Raw genomic sequence first — 17,174 nt, forward strand, 5'->3', positions numbered from 1 at the left:
CAATGAACCATCGAAAGTTTGCGTCGCGCCCTGGCTCGTGACGGTGACCGGCACGGTCACGTTCTGCGACTTGCCTTTGATGGTCAACTTGCCGCTCACGTTGAACTTCGTGCCGCCGGCCGGCGCAATCGCCGTCGAGGTAAACGTAGCCGTCGGGAAATGGGCGGTATCGAACCAGTCCTTGTCGGTCGCTTGCTTGTTGTAGCTGTCATCGCCGAGATCGTAGCTGCCCGTATCGATGGTGAGATTCGCGCTGCCCGCAGCCGGCTTGGCCGGATCGAAGTCGAGTTGCGCGGTGAACTTCTTGAACTTGCCTTCAACCGGCACGTTCATTTGCTTCGATGTCGCCGTCACCGTGCTTTTGGTCGTGTCGACCTGGGCTTGAGCGGCGCTAGTGAATAGAGCAGTGGCAGCGGAAGCGGCCAATAACCATCGGTACAGGGGTGTTTGCATATCAGGCTTAGGAGCGTAATCGATACGGCATGGTATTCGAGCAGATATGCGGCGGATAGCCACGCAACGGGAACAGATTGTCCTACCGGTGAAGGTAATGGAGAAACTGACAACAGAAACTCAGTAAGCTGCCGGTAAAACGAAACCAGTAAAAGGCCACAAAAAAAGCGCAGCACAAAAGGATCAAGCAGCAATCCCTTCGCACTGCGCAACCTACCTAGCCCCGGATCAAGGGGGCAACGCTCAATACAACACGTTCTTCGCCACCGGCTGATCAATATTGTCTTTGTCGACCATGACCACGCCCGTATCGACAAACTTCGGTGGCGCCTTCTTCTCAATCACACCCACCACCGTCTGAATGCCCTTGAAGCCCATCTGATATGAGCCTTGCACGGCTATCGCCTGGATCGTTCCGTCCTTCACGAAGTTCTGCAAATCCGAGTTGCCGTCAAATCCAACCGCGATCACCTTGCCTGCCTTGCCCGACTGGGCCAGCGCGCGGCCCATCCCTACGGCCGTCGGCTCGTTCGCGCCAAAAATCCCCTTCAGATCCGGATTGGCGGCGAGCACGTCGGTCGTCTGATTCAGCGCGTTCGCCATTTGCGACTGCGAGTAGTACGGGCCGACCACCTGCAACTTCGAATGGGCGGCCAGATACTTGCGGAATCCGCCCACACGACCCACCTCGGACCCCGCGCCGGCCACATAGGACATCAACGCAATCTTGCCCGTCTGCCCCACCCGCGCGATCAACGCCTGGGCGCACATCTCGCCGGCCTTTTCGTTGTCGGTGGACAGGAAAGCCTGGTAATACTGCTTGCCCGAATCCGAAAGGGCCGAATCAATGATCACCACCGGAATATGCGCTTCCCACGCCTTCTTCACAGCCGGCACCAGCGCGTCCGGGTCTGATGCCGCCAGCACGATCCCCGCGACCTTCCGGTTCACCGCGTTCTCGACCATGTTCACTTCGGCGGCTATGTCGGATTCGGCAGCCGGGCCCTGGAAGGTCATCGTGTAACCCTTCTCCGCGGCCATGGCCGCGGTCGCGCCCTTGTTGACGTTCTGCCAGTAGTTCGAATCGGCACTCTTAACAATCACGGCAATCTCGCCACCCGCCGCAAACGCGCTGCTCGCAGCGACGGCAAGCACAGCGGTGAACATCGCCTTAGTAGTCAGTTTCATGTCTCGCTCCTGTTGATTTTGTGAGACCCCGTGGGACCCTTGCTCTCTTCTACATCATCTCTTCTACATCATCTCTTCTACATCGCGAACGCCCGAGGCGCGTTCGATGACACTCATCTCCGGTTCCGGATCTGATCAATCCACACCGTGCCCAAGATAACCAGGCCGATGATGATCTGCTGGATGAAACTCGATACTCCGTTCATGTTCAGCCCGTTGCGCAAAATGCCGATCACGAACGCGCCAATCGCCGTGCCGGAGATCGTGCCGACGCCGCCCATCAGCGACGTGCCGCCAATCACCGCGCTCGCGATGGCATCGAGTTCATACATCACGCCTTCGTTCGGCTGCGCCGTCACCAGTCGCGACATCAGCACGCAGCCGGTCAGGCCCGCAAGCGCACCGGACAGCACATAGGTGAACAGCTTCACGCGATTCACGTTCACGCCGGACAAGCGCGCCGCTTCCGCATTCGATCCGACGGCGTAAATGTGCCGCCCGAGTGACGTGCGGCTGAGCATGATGGCGACCAGCACCGCCAGCACGACCATGATGATCACGGGATACGGAATGCCCGGAAACACGATGTCGGGAAACCCGTCCGAGCCCATGCGGACCACGCGAAAGAGCGAGCCGTTGCCGAGTTCGGCGAAAGAATCGCCGAGTCCCGAGACTGGCCGCGCACCGGTAATCTGCAACGCCACGCCGCGCGCGACGAGCATCATGCCCAACGTTGCGATGAATGGCGGCAAGCCCATGCGCGTGACGAACAGGCCGTTGAACGCACCGCAGATCGCGCCCACGACCACGCCGCCGAGCATGCCGATAGGCACGGGCACGCCGGCTTTCACGAGCATCGCGGCCGCTACCCCTGACAGCGCGAGCACCGACCCGACCGACAAGTCGATACCCCCGGTGATGATCACGCACGTTGCGCCAAGTCCGAGATAAGCGATGGACGTCACCTGCAACGCCACGGTCATGCCGTTGCCAAGCGACATGAACGCATTGCTGGTCGCCGAGAACACGACCACGAGCATCACCAGGCTTCCCAGTGCCGCGAACTTCTGGATCAGGTCCTTGCGGCGTTCACGGGCGCGGGCACGGTCGGCGTGCGCCGGGTCTGTAGTCATCTCAAGCATGGGGAACCCGTCCTGATGCGTAGTGCATGATTTCTTCCTGATTGGTTTTGCGGGTTTCGAGCACGCCCGCTATCTGGCCTTCATGAAACACGGCCACGCGGTCCGTCATGCCCATGATTTCGGGCAATTCCGAGCTGATCAATACAACGCCGATACCCTGCGCCGCGAGCCGGTCCATGAGTTCATAGATCGCGTATTTCGCGCCGACGTCGATGCCGCGCGTGGGTTCATCGAAGAACAAAATCTTCGATTCGCGGAACAGCCATTTGCTGATCACGACTTTTTGCTGATTACCGCCCGAGAGATTACGCGTGATCTGGTTCACGCTCGGCGTACGAATGCCCAGCGCATCGACATATTTGCGCGCGACCTTCGCCTCCTCTTCGAAGCGGATAAAACCACCCGCTCCCGACACAGCATCCACGTTCGCAAGCGTGATGTTCTTCGCGACCGTCATTTGCAGCGCGAGACCATTGCCCTTGCGATCCTCCGAGAGGTACGCAATGCCATTGCGGATCGCGTCGATGGGCGAATGGATCGAGAGGCGCTTGCCCTGCAACTGGACTTCGCCCGCCTCCACCGGATCGGCGCCGAACACCGCGCGCGCTACTTCAGTGCGCCCCGAGCCCATCAGCCCGGCAAACCCCAGGATTTCGCCGCGACGCAATTCAAAGCTCACCGGTCCGAACACATCGCGGCGACTCAGGCCGCTCACGCTCAGCAGCACTTCATCCGTCGGCTGCGATTTGCGTTCGGGAAAGACATCGTCCAGATCGCGGCCGACCATATGCGAGACCACTTGCTCGATGGTGGTGGCGGCGAAGTCATCGGTGGAAATGGTCCTGCCGTCGCGCAGCACGGTGACGCGATCGGCGATCTCAGCCAGCTCGTCCAGCCGATGCGAGATATAGACAATGCCCACGCCCGCCTGGCGCAATTCCTTGATGATCCGGAACAAATGCACGGTCTCGGATTCAGTCAGCGACGACGTGGGTTCATCCATGATCAAGAGGCGCGCGTTGAGCGACAACGCCTTGGCGATCTCGATCATCTGCTGCTGCGCGACCGACAGCGATCCGACCAGCGTACGCGGCAAGAGCTGCAAGCCGATGCGATCGAGCGCGGCCTGGGAGTCGGCAGCAAGACGCGCCAGGTCGATGAAAATGCCGCGCTTCGGCTCGCGCGCCAGGAAGATATTTTCCGCGATGGACAAGTGCGGGATCAGGTTCAGTTCCTGATGAATGATCGCAATGCCGGCCGCCTGCGCCTCTAGCGTGGAGGCGAAATGGTGCTCGCGGCCGTCGATGTAGATCTCGCCTTCGTCCGGCCGATATTGGCCGCTGACGATCTTCATGAGCGTCGACTTGCCCGCGCCGTTTTCACCGCAAATGGCGTGCACTTCGCCCGCGCGGACGTCGAAACTGACGTTCTGCAGCGCGATCACGCCAGGAAAACGCTTGCCGACGCTGTTCAGGCGCAGCAAGGGCTCGTCCGGCATGGCGTGCCGTGCCGCATGTGGCGCGCTATGCGGCGCGCCTTGTTCGGCTGCTACGTTCATCGCTGGGCCTCGTCGACTCGTATGAGCATTTGCACCGGCTTTGTCTCCTCGGCGGGGTCTCTGATTCTGGGGTGGCGCCGATCATCGTTCAGGCACCAAAGTGGTCAAGCCAATTTTTGTGTTTCACCACGTGGCCTTACCTGTTGTGAATGATAATGGGGTTAGGCCCACTCTGGAATCGCGGTATTTACCCTTATATTCATCAGCATGCCGGTCAAGCGATCCTGACAGGAATTGGTCAAGCCACCTTACACTTCGATCCCTGCCCGACTCTCATGACGACATCTGTAAAACCGGTTGAAACGCGACGGCTGTATCAAACCATCGCCGACCAGATCAATTCGCTGATCCGCCTCGGCAGCTTCCAGGCAGGTACGCGCCTGCCGCCGGAACGCGAGCTTGCGCAACAGTTGGGCGTGTCACGGCCATCGTTACGGGAGGCGTTGATCGCATTGGAAATTCGCGGCCAGGTCGAGATCCGGATGGGCTCGGGCGTGTATGTCTGTGAAGGCAGCACGGAGGAACCGCCGTTGACCTCCATGGGCGAGAGCCCTACCGAATTGATGCAGGCGCGTGCGGCAATTGAAGGATGCGTGATTGTGCTGGCTTGCACGCGGCTGACGCCGGACGGCACGGCGCGTCTGCAAAAGAGCGTGGACACCATGCGCGAACTGATCGCGGCAGGACGCTCGCCGCTGGAACCTGACCGGCAATTTCATATGACGCTGGCTGAAATTGCGGGGAATTCGGTGCTGACCCGGCTGGTAGGCGAGCTGTTCGATGGCCGTAACGACCCGATCGCCGCCAAGGTAAGCGGACTCGCGGAAAACATCACGACATGGGGCGTCGCGCTTTCCGAGCACGAGCGGATCTTGAGGACGCTCGAATCCCGTGACCCGATCGCCTCGCAGGCCGCGATGCGGTCGCATTTGAAAGCGTCGGAAGAACGGTGGGTGGGCGGCGTTTAAGGGTCCAATCCGACGCACATTTGCACACGCCATTCAACCGCATCGCGCAGCAGTTACCCCCCGGCCTTTCTCAGCACCCCTCCACGCTCACAGTGCATCATTATCATCATTGAAACTACGAATGATAACGATTCGCATTCATGTATAATTTGTCAGCTAGTTCTTAGCTCCCTGTAATTTGTCCATCGGCTACGAGACCAAAACATCGCTGTTGTCGCGCTCGCTTGCCCGATGGCGACACGGGCGCGCGATTCCCGTCAGTCCGCTGCCTTTGTCAGCTCTGACCTGCTCGCACTCACTTCGTAACCGTTTCGCGTGCCAACTACCTGATCGCCATGTCTACTTTTACCGGTTCATCGTGCGTCCGACCGTTATCCAACGCCGTTCGCCTCGCATTCCTTTACGCGGCCCTCCCCCTGACCATGACAATCGGCGTAACGTCCACCGCCCGGGCGCAGACCGCTTCGCCCGAGGCAACGGACAACGTATTGCCCGCGGTGAAGGTTCAGGCAGCCAAGGAACCTCTGCCGGGCGATTTCGCCCGCGCCTATGACGGCGGCCAGATCGCTCGAGGTGCAAAGTTCGGAGTGCTCGGCAATCAGGAAATGATCGACGTGCCGTTCAGCATGACGAGCTACACGTCGAAGGCGATCGAAGATCAACAGGCGCATTCGGTCGGCGAACTCTTGTCCCACGATCCCGGCGTTCGTCCGGCTTTCGGCTTTGGCAACTTCTCGGAAGTTTTCGTCATTCGCGGCTTTCAACTGACCGGGGATGACATCTCGTTGAATGGGCTGTACGGAATTACGCCGCGCCAACTGGTGGCAACCGAAGTGCTGGAACGGGTGGATGTATTCAAAGGCGCCAACGCTTTTCTGAACGGCGCGTCGCCGACCGGTTCCGCGGTGGGCGGCGGCATCAATCTGGAACTGAAACGCGCGGACGACAAACCGCTCACGCGTGTGACGCTTGAGGGCAGCGGTTCCGGCCAACTAGGAACGCACGTCGACGTCGGCCGGCGCTTCGGCAGCGACGGACAGTTCGGCATCCGTGTGAACAGCTCGATCCTCGGCGGCGAAACGAGCATCAACGATGAATTCCGCCACAACACCTCAACGGCTGTCTCGCTTGACTATCGCGGCGACAAGGTGCGTTTGTACGGCGATTTCCTTTATCAGCGCAGAAATATCGATCAAGGGCGTTCGACGGTTTCCGTGAGCGGCGATCAGGTGCCAACCGTTCCGTCGGCCGCGAACAACTTCGCTCAACCCTGGACGCAAAGCACGCTCGAAGACACCGTCGGTATTGCGCGGGCCGAATACGACTTCGCGCCCGCGTGGACGGCATATGTAAGCGGCGGCATCCATCGTTCGCATGAGGACGGCACGTACTCGTCGCCAACCTTCAACGCTGATACCGGCACAACCGCGACGCGCGGCGACATCTTGCGCACCACCGATGCGTTGTCTGCCGAAGGCGGCGTACGGGGGCACTTTTCCACCGGGCCGGTCAGCCATTTGGTCAGCGCGGGTTTCGCGATCACGACGCTCGAGGATCGTGAAGCGTTCGCGTTCAGCGGCTCATTCCCGACGAGCCTCTACGGAGGGGGCCTCGTGCCCGAACCTGCGGCAAATGGTTTTATCGCAGGAAGTTTCGCCGATCCGGGTCTTGCCGACCAGATCCTGACGCGCAGCGTGGCCCTCTCCGACACGCTCGGTTTCCTGAACGATCGCGTCCTGTTCACGATCGGCGCCCGCCATCAGCAGTTGCACCAGAACAACTTCACGGTCGGCACCGACACCATCTCGTCTTCGTACGACCAGTCGATCACGACCCCCATCTTCGGCCTCGTCGTGAAGCCGACGAACAATATCGCGCTGTTTGCGAACCGCAGCGAGTCGCTGGCCGCCGGACAGAGTGCGCCTTCAAGCGCCGCCAACGTGGGCCAGACACTTGCGCCGAGCCGCACGAAGCAATACGAGGTGGGCGCGAAATACGATTCGAATCACTTCGGCGCGACGTTGTCGGCGTTCCAGATCGAGCAGCCGTCCGCCTACACTGACAGCACGACCAACGTGTTCGGGACCAACGGCACGCAGCGTCACCGCGGTCTCGAGTTGTCGGTGTATGGCGAGCCGTTGCACGGCGTTCGCGTGCTTGCAGGCGCGACGATGATCAACGCCAGGCAACTCGATACGAACCAGGGCGCCACCGACGGCTTGCGCCCGGTCGGCGTGCCGGGCTACCTGTTCAACGTCGGCGCGGAATACGATATTCCGATGCTGCCCGGCGTCACGGTCAATGCTGCGTGGATCCACACGAGCAACCAGTATCTCGACGCGCAGAACAAGCTGTCGATTCCGGCCTGGGATCGTTTCGATCTCGGCGCACGCTACACGACGAGCGTCCTGAAGCACGTCACAACGTTGCGCGCGACCGTCGAGAACATAACGAACAAGGCTTATTGGGCCTCGACGACCGGCGCGTACCTGACTCAGGGAAAACCGCGTACGTTGCTGGTTTCGATGACCACGGACTTTTGAGAACGGTGCCTGCAGCGAAGCGGTTTTTGGTGACATGACATGGCTGGTGGCAATGCGTTAGTTTCATCGAACGCACGGCTTGCCGGCCGTGACGGGAAAGGACGGCCGGCTGCCATCGAAGTATGCGGCGAAGCGCGAGCCATCGTGACGTAGCTTACGGTGTCTCGCGACAATTCCCATCACCGGGCGCGAGCGGAATATCCCCATACGCTATCCTGCCGGCCTGTCGCGGCCCGCTTCGCGGTTGCCCGCAGCATCCAGGCAAAGCATCCCGCACCGATCAGCGCACACACGTCCACTCCGGCCGCCGCAGGCTCGAACCACAACCCCGTGGAGGGGAAAAACCAGCCGACGGCTGAAGCCAGCGGCACCAGCAAAGTCGCGCCTGTTGTCAGCGCCAAAAGCTCAACCGATCCTCGCGCTGCGCCTCGGACAAACGCCCACGCAATACTCGCCAGGAACACCACGTAATAAATCCGCGCGTGCCATGCCGACAAATCCGCCACGCGGCCATTCAGCACCTTCCCCGCTGCGAGCGTCGCGGAAATACCCGCCACGCAACCCAGCGTCACGCCAATAGTCAGCGCCGCCATGAAGTAGGTCGCGGGCCGTTGCCTGGGCGCATCGGCACCCCGTTCGAGCTTGCGGCGACTCTCGATCCAAAGCAGATTGCCCGAATAGAACAAGAACGAGCCCGCCAGGCCGAGAAAGAAATAACCCCATTGAATCGGCTCGCCGCCATAACTGCCGAAGTGCAACGCGAAAAACGCGCTGGTGGCTGCGGACCAAGCGTTGCCATCGGCGGCACCGGGCAGGAATTGAGCATTCAGAAAGCGCCCGGTCACCGGGTCCAGCAGCGCAAATCCTCCACTGCGCGCCAGATAACGCGGATCATCGCCGCCAACGAATACCGTCGCGCCCGGTGCTCCCGCTGCGCGATAGATCAATTCCGTCGGCTCGAATTCCGGCGCGTGCTGCTTCACCGAGGCCACGATCTGAAGCGGTGGAACAAGGGTCGTGGAGCCACCCGGCACCTCTGGCGCCTTTGCGTAATACGGGTTCTGCGCCTGCACGGTGGCGCTGAGCGTGCCGCCGTAGATCACGCGATCCTGCACTGAGAAGATGGTGTCGCTCAAGCCGAACGCGACAACCGATAACGCCATCACCACATGAAACGGCAAGCTCAGAATGCCTACGACGTTGTGTGCATCGAGCCACATCCGCTTGAGGTTCTTGCCCACGCGCAACGCAAACAGATCCTTGATCAGGCTCGGCAGCAACACGATCACACCTGACACCAGCGCGAGCCCGTAAAGCAGCGACACCACGGCCATCACGCCCATGCCGACATCGAAACCGCCTGGAATGCCGGCCGTCATATGCAGGATGTCGATGAAACTTGCCGCGTTTGACGCGTCCCGCGCATGCGTTTCGAGCTTGCCGCCGGCATCGAGCGTGGCGGTGAAACGCTGCGGCTTGCCGGGCTCGCGCCACGAAAGACTGGCCGCGCCCGCAGGTTCGATCCGCAATGTGAACTGGCGTCGCGCGGCCGGGTGCGCGGCCAGGGTCTGCTCCATAACCGCAGGTGCCCGAACCAGCGGGAAAACCTCGGCGTGCGCGGACGGCGGCGTGACCCACTCGTCCAGTGTGTCCTTGAACATGGTCACCGCGCCGGCGTAGAACGCGATAAAAAGCGCAAGGCCGGCAACAATGCCGGTCCACGTATGAACCGTCTTATAGACGCGGATGACGTCGCTGCGCATGGGGGTTATCGAATGAAAAAATGACGGGCGAGCGCGAGCATCGCGAAACCGAGCGCGTTCGCGCCGCCCAGCCCGATCCAGGCGCGCAGGCCGGTTCGGAACATGAAACTGGCGCTCATCACCCCAATCCACACGGGCGGCACGAGCCACATCGCGACCTGGAACTTGTTCTGCACATCCAGTGCGCCGGGCGTCAGGCAGGCAAGCAGCCCACTCGCTGCAATGCCGAGACCGAAACCGCCGATCACCCCTGCCAGCGTCTTCGACAACCAGTTCCGCGATAGCCTGCTGCGCTCGCTCGCCGTGCGCGCTGTTTTCAAGGTCAACGTGTCACCTGCGAACCGCCAGCAATCCGGACCCGTTCAAGCAGCACGCCAATAAACGGACACGCGGTCAAGCACGCCATGGCTGCGGTGAACACGATGGCAAGCGAGGTGGCGGGATGCAGCCCGCTCGCACCGATCACAAACGCCAGGATGCTTAGCATTGCCGCGAGCGTTCTAAAAAGCCGCGGCGGCAACGGGGAGCGCAGCCAGCGCTGGCCGGGTGCGGCGAGATAAAACGCGAGTGCGCCGGAGATCGCGAACAATACGGATCCCGGCATGGAAAAGTCTTGCATGGAGCGGGAGCAGATGTGCCGTCTCAATCCGGGAAAATGGACCGAGCCTGGTTATTGAGAATCATTATCATACAGAAGTTGGCGATACGCGGGGCATTGGCGTCTTTCATGGCCTGTTCGCCGCCTCAGCGGGACGATCAACTTGCCTACGTAATCACGGGCCTTGCGCCATGCAAACGGCCCGCTAAAAGCGGGCCGCGAATGACCAAAACATACTGCGGGAAGCTGGGAGTCTGGAAGTGGAAGCGGGATAAACATCAACCCGGCGGACGTTTGAACGCGCCCGTCTGCAGTTCTCGCATCACTTCCAAACCCATCACTTCCAAACCATCACTGCCGTTACTGCATTACTGCCGCTTGGACGCCTCCTTCTTCACTTTCTTCGCCTCTTTCTTTTCTTTCGGCGATTTGACAGCGACCTTCTTCTCGGTTTTCTTCGCGTCCTGGCTCTTGCTCATGATGTGCTCCGTGGTTGACCTAACATTATTGCCCGAGCCGTCGCAATTTGGGAATGTTGGGGACATAAAAATGCGTCACCGGGCCTTGCTGCGCGACTCGGGGTTAAAACGAAACAAAGAACGAAAACAAAGCGAAAATGCTTAATCGATCTTCGAGCGCAGTTCTTGAGCGCTCACCCGCAACGCCTGATAACCGGAGCGCGCATGCTCCGGCAAATCCGGATCGCCGACAAGCGTGCCCAGCGTCTCGATCACGCTATAGAGAATGCCCTTGGCCGCACCTGCAGCCATGACACCCGACGCATAGGACTGATCGACGTGGCTGATGGCGGCATCGAAGTGGTCCTGCTCCGGGGGCGCGTTCGCCGCCGGCTTGACCGGGTTCTCTGTGGAGTTGGGTTCCATGATGGTCGACCTCTTCTGGTTAATACTTCATGACTGCGACGTCTTGATTAAGACGTTGGTACTGCGGCATCTTGCCGTGTGCACGCGTCAGCCGGGAGTAGCCGGGAGTAGCCGGGAGTAGCCGGGGATGAGTCCGGGACTAGTCACTAATCGGCTGGATCATATGCACACGACGCTCCGTCGCGGGTTCTCGAACCGGCGCGCCGCATTCAGTCAGCAGCGAGCGCAGTTCGAGGATGACCGGGAACACCTCATGGTTATGATCGGCGCCTTGCCGGTCATGCGCTTCCTGCTCGCGCTCCACGATCCACCGGTCTTCCTTGAAGATACGCTCGGTGAACCACACCAGCAACGGCCACGCCGCATCCAGGATGCCCGGGATTTTCGGCCGGCGGATGGACAGCAGGCCGAACGTGCGGTTGGTGCGCTGCTCGGCGTCGAGCGGCACGTATGCGATCCACAGGTCCATCACCATCGTCTGGTCCTTGGTGCGGATCCTGAGCGTCTGGTACGGATACTCCGTTCGGATCGTCATGACGTCCTTGTTGTTGTCGTCAGGCTTCGTGCCGCGCTTCTGACTGAACACCAGCGCCTCGCCGATCGGCTGCTTGCCCTCCTCGCGCGCGAACGTGTAGTTCACTTCCACCCAGTCCTCGCCACGGCTGCGCCCGACTGAACGCGCCTTCATCTGGCCCATCTGCTTGCGATGCAGGAACTGATGATTCATGTCCATCAGGTTCTCGTGCATGAAGCTGTAATGGCACTTCACTTCGCGGCCGAAGCGGCGGGTTTTGTAGGCTTTGTCACCGACAGAACCCAGCGCGGGAAACGGCGTGGTCTCGGCGAGCAGCGGGTCACCGGGGAAAATGAAGATCAGGCCGGCTTCTTCCCGGCACGGATACGAGCGCACGCCGTTCGGCAGGCGTTCGCGCCCGAGATACGGGACGTCGATACAACGGCCGGTGCAGTCGTAGGTCCAGCCGTGATAGCAACAGCGAATGGATTCGCCGTCGACCACGCCCGCATGCAGCGGCACCTGGCGATGCGCGCAGCGGTCTTCCAGCGCGAACGCCTTGCCGCTTTCCGTACGTACGAGCACGACGGGGTCGCCGGCGAAACGAACGCCATGCGCCTTGCCACGTTTTACTTCCCGCGACCAGGCGACCGGATACCAGTGATCGGGGTGAATATCGACACGGCGCAGATCGCGCGGCGCCGGTTGAGACTGTTGGGACGGAAGTTCGCTCGGAGCGACGTCCTGCTGCAGCGCTACATGCATGTACGATGCCTCCGTTTGAGGAAATCGGCTAGAAACGGACGAAAAAGGACGAAAAAAAAGACGAAAAAAATGCTTTGAGGAGACGTTGCAACCAAAGGCTTAACGCAGTCTACACGCCAGAGGACAATTGAGGCGCAACGAGGGGTGGCGGCAGACATCGGAAGCGGGCTGGATGGGCGTGCGCAGGCGCTGCGGCAGGTTTTTTTTGCGGCACTTCGCCGCTGTGCCGGGCAACATTCTTACGACGCCTTTTGCGCCATGCCTACGGTGCCCTGCACTCTCGGATCCAGCCGATACGGAACGAGTCGGGCGTGTCCCCGATCCAACCGCCCTGCGTTGGATCCGCCTGCCTTAATGCCTCAATCCGGTTGCGAGACGCCCAATCCGTCACGCCCAATCCGTCAGATTCGTCAGATGCCCGTGCGCCTGAATATCAGGCAGAAGTTGTTCGCGGGCATGGGCACGGCCTCTTCCATCCACAGGTCTGCCGCGCGCCCGAGTTGCACAACGTCTTCCATATTCCGGATGCCCCAGGCCGGATTGGTGGCGCGAAGCTGCTCGTCGAAGGCTTCGTTGCTCGGGGCGGTATGCGCCCCGTCGCGCTTGTAAGGTCCGTACAAAAAGAGCACCCCGTCGTCCGTCAGGCGCTCGCCGGCTCCCTGGAAAAGCGCAACGGCCGCCGCCCACGGCGCAATATGGATCATGTTGATGCAGACAATTGCCGCAAGGGAATCCGGGACGGGCCAGGGAGCCGACCGGACGTCCAGGGCAATCGGCGCGTTGAGGTTGGCGAGTGAAGCGTGCTTGCGCCAGGCGTCGATAGAGGCGCGGGAAGCCACGTCAGGATCGCTCGGTTGCCAGGTGACGGTGGGCAACGCTGCGGCGAAGTGGACAGCATGCTGTCCCGTTCCGCTCGCGATTTCGAGGACCACGCCGGCCTTGGGCAAGACACGGCTCAGCACATCGAGAATAGGTCCACGATTACGTTCGGCGGCGGGCGCCACGCGGCGCAGAGGGTCGGGGTTATCGGCGTTGTGGGGGCTCACGGTGCATTTCCAGATGAAGTGCCGGCGAGCGTAAGCGCGCGATAGGCACAGGTCAAGCAAAGAGGCGCCGATAGCCTTGCTGGCGAACACGAGCAAAATGCCAATGGCGGGCAGCTGCACGACCTGCCGATGAACAGCGGAAAAAACAGCCACGAGATCGTCATGAGGAGCGAACAACGCCGCTGCTGATGCCGCTGCTGATGCTGATAAACCGCCGGTCGAACTGATCAGTCACATTCAGCGACTTTGAAGAACAACGACCGATGGAGACGCACCCTTTAGAATGACGCTCCGAACACGCTGTCAGGACAGGTGCTCCGTCCCCTGGACAAGGCGCGATTCCTGCTATCCCGGTGCGGCCTGCCGCCAAACCTGTGTATCCTGACGCACTGATAGAAACCGCAGCAACCACGGACAACCACTGGACCGCCGCCGTATGCAGTTGGACGACACCGCGTGACGCCGAACGCCAATCGGACGCTGATCGAACGTTACAGGCGGTACACCGAACATCGCCCGACCCGGCGCCCGCCCGCTACCCCGGCATCGAACAGCGGCCGCGCCGCACCCGTCCATGCAATCCTAATGGAGCCTCCCATGCAACCCGATTCACCCGCCGGCAAGCCCGGTCAAAGCCTGGAACCCTTGAGCGACGAACTCATCGATTTCGCGAGCGAGGTCTTCGACGTAGCCCGCCGCGGCGACGCCGCCATGCTCGACACCTTGCTGCACAAAGGCTTGCCGCCGAACCTGCGAAATGACAAGGGCGACACGCTCGTCATGCTGGCCAGCTATCACGGCCATGCCGATGCGGTGCGCGTGCTGCTGGAACACAAGGCGGATCCGAACCTGCGCAACGACAACGGCCAGACTCCGATTGCAGGCGCGGCATTCAAGGGTTACAAGCCGGTCATCGAAGTATTGCTGGAGCACGGCGCGGACGTGGAAGGGGCATCGCCGGACGGACGCACCGCGTTGATGATCGCGGCCATGTTCAATCGCATGGAGATGGTCGAGTTCCTGATCGAGAAAGGCGCGAACCCCGATGCTAAGGACGCGAACGGTTTCACTGCACGCGACGCCGCAGCGAAGATGGGCGCCCCCGACACCGCCGCGCGGCTCGCGCAGGCGACCGAGGCGAAGTCGCGTCCGCCGGGCGTTTGAGCGAAGCCGGACGAAACGGGCGCAGCCGCTTCGCGCGCCGTTCGGCCGGTCCGTGCTGGACAGTACCCCGGACATCACCCCCTAACCCCCGCGCCGCCGATAATTGATGCGACGGCGCACGAATCTCGTGAAGGCAGCCCTGCAACATGGAGCTCTTGTGATGAGTGGCGGTTTCCCGCTTCGAGCGTACGAATGGCACTGGCGAACAGTGGCCCGGACGCTCGCAATCCTCCTCGTCCTGGCGGTCATGTCGGGATGCAGCCTGTTCCCGCATCAGGCGCCTGCGCCGATCGTCGACTTGTCGACGCCGCAACCGCCCAGCGAGCCGGAAGTCGTGGAGCCGGAGGAGCCGGCATCGACACCGGTCGCCACGCAGCCCCCGGCCGAACCGAAAGCCCCGCGCCCCGCGCCCAAACGGCGTGTGGTCGTGCCGAAAAAACCGCCGCCGCCCCCACCGCCGCCCGTCGAAGAAAAAGCGCCGCCTACGCCGCCGCCGTTGCTGACCACGCGCATCATGCAGCACGAGCAAATCCGCGGTTTGCTAGACAGCGAGATCCAGCGCCCGGACGGCAAGGTGATCGGCCGCGCGGTGGACATGTACGCCGACGCCACCGGCAAACCAAAGATCATGATCGTGAACCTGGCGGGTTTCCTGGGTGTGGGGGACCGCAAGGTGACCTTCCCGTGGACCGCATTCCGCTTCAATCCGGCCACCAAAAAAGCGCCCATCACGTTCGCAATACCTACGCCCGGCAGCAATGGCGCGTCGAGCACGGCGAAAGCCAAGCCTCAAGACACAGCGGCGCGACCGGGTTCAGTCAACGACATTGCACCGACGCTCGCTCAACTCATCGACTCCAATGTCGCGCAGAAAAACGGCGCAAGGATGGGCCGCGTCGTCGACGTACTGATCGATGCGCAGGCGCAGCCTCAGGCGCTCGTGATCGATCTCTCCGATTCCCTCGCCGCCGACAAACGGCAAGTCGCGGCGAACTGGCCCGACCTGCACGTGGTCTCGCGCAACAAGGTAATGCAATTGCAACTGGATTTCACCGACGCACAGATCAAAGCCGCGCCAACTTACTCGCCCGATCAACCGATCAAGATCATTTCGCCCGTCGTCCCGCCACCGGAACCTGACGCGTCGCCAGAGCCTGCTCCGGCTACGACCGCGGCAGCGTCCTCCGGCCCGGGGTCGGATGCGAAAGCTGGTGCGGCGGCCGTTGCGCGCCCCTCGAAACAATGAGGACGATCTGAAATATGGGAATTGCACGAAGTCTGCGCGCGCTCGATTGGCTGAACTTCTTTGTCGCGAATGTGCAGACCGGCTTTGGGCCGTTCATTGCCTCCTATCTCGCCGCGAACAAATGGACGCAAGGCGAGATCGGGCTGATGCTGAGCGTCGGCACGATCAGCGCGATGGCGAGCCAGTTGCCGGCCGGCGCGCTCGTCGATGCGTTGCGCAACAAGAAAGGCGCGGCGGCGGCCGCGATTATCGCGATCATCGCGGCCGCGCTGTTGCTCGGCGCGAGCCCGACGTTCGTCTCCGTATTCGCGGCCGAAGTGCTGCATGGCTTCGCGAGCTGCATGCTCGTGCCGGCCATGGCCGCGATCTCGCTCGCCCTCGTCTCGCGCGCCGATCTCGGCAACCGGCTCGGGCGCAATGCGCGCTGGGCATCGATCGGCAGTGCGCTCACGGCGGCGTTGATGGGCGTGTTCGGCGAATACCTGTCGCTGCGCTCGGTGTTCTTTTTGACGGCGGCGCTGGCGCTGCCTGCGCTCGTCGCGCTGAACATGATCCATCACGAGATGGCACCCGTCGTTCCGCGCATGAAAAAGGCCGCGGCGAAAGCGGGGGCGAGCATCGCGCAAGCGGTAAGCGCGGCCGGGGTCGAGCGGCCTGAAAGCCTGCGCGATCTGCTGCGGGACCCGAGGCTCCTGACCTTCGCGGCATGCGTGGTGCTCTTTCACTTGTCGAATGCGGCCATGCTGAACCTCGCCGCCGGTGAAGTCACGGCGCACATGGGCGACAACGTTCAACTCGTGATCGCAGCGTGCATTATCGTGCCGCAGTTCATTGTGGCGGGGTTGTCGCCGTGGGTCGGGCGGCAGGCGCAAAGCTGGGGGCGGCGGCCGGTGCTGATCATCGGCTTCTCGGCGCTGCCGTTACGCGCGCTGCTGTTCGCGGCCGCGAGCAGTGCGAGCAGCCCTTACCTGCTGGTGCCGGTGCAGATGCTCGACGGTATCAGCGCTGCCGTATTCGGCGTGATGCTGCCGCTGATTGCAGCCGACGTGGCCGGCGGCAAGGGCCGCTACAACCTGTGTATCGGATTCTTTGGGCTGGCAGCGGGCATCGGGGCGACATTGAGCACGGCGATTGCCGGGTTCGTGGCGGACAAGTTTGGCGTGAACACCAGCTTCTTCGGACTGGCCGCGGCCGGTGCGCTGGCCGTGGCGCTGGTATGGCTCGCCATGCCGGAAACACGCGATGCCGCCGCCAACGACGAAGCCGCCAAGGAGAAGGAAGCAACCCCGGCGGCTTGACGGAGCTTTAATGAGAACATGAAGCGCGCTGGGCCAGGGGCTGG

Annotated in this window: 15 protein-coding genes; 5 read left to right on the forward strand and 10 right to left on the reverse strand. The window is 61.8% G+C overall.

Features of this window, described 5'->3' with window-relative positions; all coding sequences use genetic code 11:
* The 4 genes from BSU04_RS28950 to BSU04_RS28965 form a co-directional block, all read right to left on the reverse strand.
* Positions 1 to 453, reverse strand: a 453-nt coding sequence (locus BSU04_RS28950) for a YceI family protein (protein WP_089163853.1), incomplete at its 3' end; no start/stop codon positions are given.
* A 243-nt stretch (positions 454 to 696) separates the two neighbouring features.
* Complete coding sequence (locus tag BSU04_RS28955) at positions 697 to 1,641, reverse strand: ABC transporter substrate-binding protein (RefSeq protein ID WP_089163753.1); 945 nt, start codon at positions 1,639 to 1,641, stop codon at positions 697 to 699.
* 113 nt (positions 1,642 to 1,754) lie between these two features.
* On the reverse strand, positions 1,755 to 2,783 hold the full coding sequence (locus BSU04_RS28960) for an ABC transporter permease (RefSeq protein ID WP_089163754.1): 1,029 nt from the start codon (positions 2,781 to 2,783) through the stop codon (positions 1,755 to 1,757).
* The gene (locus BSU04_RS28965) at positions 2,776 to 4,341 is read right to left on the reverse strand and encodes a sugar ABC transporter ATP-binding protein (protein ID WP_373452885.1); all 1,566 of its coding nucleotides are present in this window, start codon (positions 4,339 to 4,341) and stop codon (positions 2,776 to 2,778) included. Before BSU04_RS28965 ends, BSU04_RS28960 begins: the two co-directional genes overlap by 8 nt.
* Before the next feature lie 275 nt (positions 4,342 to 4,616).
* Between BSU04_RS28965 and BSU04_RS28970 the strand changes: the two genes are divergently transcribed.
* Positions 4,617 to 5,309 (forward strand): FadR/GntR family transcriptional regulator, encoded by a 693-nt coding sequence (locus BSU04_RS28970; protein WP_089163755.1) that lies wholly within the window; start codon positions 4,617 to 4,619, stop codon positions 5,307 to 5,309.
* Positions 5,310 to 5,644: 335 nt separating this feature from the next.
* Positions 5,645 to 7,852 (forward strand): TonB-dependent receptor, encoded by a 2,208-nt coding sequence (locus tag BSU04_RS28975; protein ID WP_089163756.1) that lies wholly within the window; start codon positions 5,645 to 5,647, stop codon positions 7,850 to 7,852.
* A gap of 179 nt (positions 7,853 to 8,031) precedes the next feature.
* On the opposite strand, the gene BSU04_RS28980 is transcribed toward BSU04_RS28975, so the two are convergent.
* The 6 genes from BSU04_RS28980 to BSU04_RS29005 form a co-directional block, all read right to left on the reverse strand.
* The gene (locus BSU04_RS28980; protein WP_089163757.1) at positions 8,032 to 9,615 is read right to left on the reverse strand and encodes a PepSY-associated TM helix domain-containing protein; all 1,584 of its coding nucleotides are present in this window, start codon (positions 9,613 to 9,615) and stop codon (positions 8,032 to 8,034) included.
* Between the two features lie 5 nt (positions 9,616 to 9,620).
* On the reverse strand, positions 9,621 to 9,941 hold the full coding sequence (locus BSU04_RS28985) for a hypothetical protein (protein ID WP_256983371.1): 321 nt from the start codon (positions 9,939 to 9,941) through the stop codon (positions 9,621 to 9,623).
* Positions 9,938 to 10,219: a hypothetical protein gene (locus tag BSU04_RS28990; protein WP_144021383.1), complete on the reverse strand. Its 282-nt coding sequence runs from the start codon at positions 10,217 to 10,219 to the stop codon at positions 9,938 to 9,940. Before BSU04_RS28990 ends, BSU04_RS28985 begins: the two co-directional genes overlap by 4 nt.
* Before the next feature lie 614 nt (positions 10,220 to 10,833).
* Positions 10,834 to 11,097, reverse strand: a complete 264-nt coding sequence (locus BSU04_RS28995) for a hypothetical protein (RefSeq protein WP_089163760.1) — start codon at positions 11,095 to 11,097, stop codon at positions 10,834 to 10,836.
* A 139-nt stretch (positions 11,098 to 11,236) separates the two neighbouring features.
* A complete protein-coding gene (locus BSU04_RS29000; RefSeq protein ID WP_089163761.1) occupies positions 11,237 to 12,376 on the reverse strand; it encodes an aromatic ring-hydroxylating oxygenase subunit alpha in 1,140 nt (379 codons plus the stop codon).
* A gap of 410 nt (positions 12,377 to 12,786) precedes the next feature.
* Positions 12,787 to 13,389 carry a DUF938 domain-containing protein gene (locus BSU04_RS29005; protein WP_089163855.1) on the reverse strand — a complete coding sequence of 201 codons (603 nt, stop codon included), beginning with the start codon at positions 13,387 to 13,389 and terminating at the stop codon, positions 12,787 to 12,789.
* Positions 13,390 to 14,019: 630 nt separating this feature from the next.
* On the opposite strand from BSU04_RS29005, the gene BSU04_RS29010 reads away from it, so the two are divergent.
* The 3 genes from BSU04_RS29010 (at position 14,020) to BSU04_RS29020 (ending at position 17,130) form a co-directional block, all read left to right on the forward strand.
* Complete coding sequence (locus tag BSU04_RS29010; RefSeq protein ID WP_089163762.1) at positions 14,020 to 14,586, forward strand: ankyrin repeat domain-containing protein; 567 nt, start codon at positions 14,020 to 14,022, stop codon at positions 14,584 to 14,586.
* 160 nt (positions 14,587 to 14,746) lie between these two features.
* A complete protein-coding gene (locus BSU04_RS29015; RefSeq protein WP_089163763.1) occupies positions 14,747 to 15,832 on the forward strand; it encodes a PRC-barrel domain-containing protein in 1,086 nt (361 codons plus the stop codon).
* Between the two features lie 14 nt (positions 15,833 to 15,846).
* Positions 15,847 to 17,130 carry an MFS transporter gene (locus tag BSU04_RS29020; RefSeq protein WP_089163764.1) on the forward strand — a complete coding sequence of 428 codons (1,284 nt, stop codon included), beginning with the start codon at positions 15,847 to 15,849 and terminating at the stop codon, positions 17,128 to 17,130.
* Positions 17,131 to 17,174 lie beyond the last annotated feature (44 nt).

The organism is Caballeronia sordidicola (genome assembly GCF_002220365.1).
GTDB lineage: Bacteria > Pseudomonadota > Gammaproteobacteria > Burkholderiales > Burkholderiaceae > Caballeronia > Caballeronia sordidicola_C.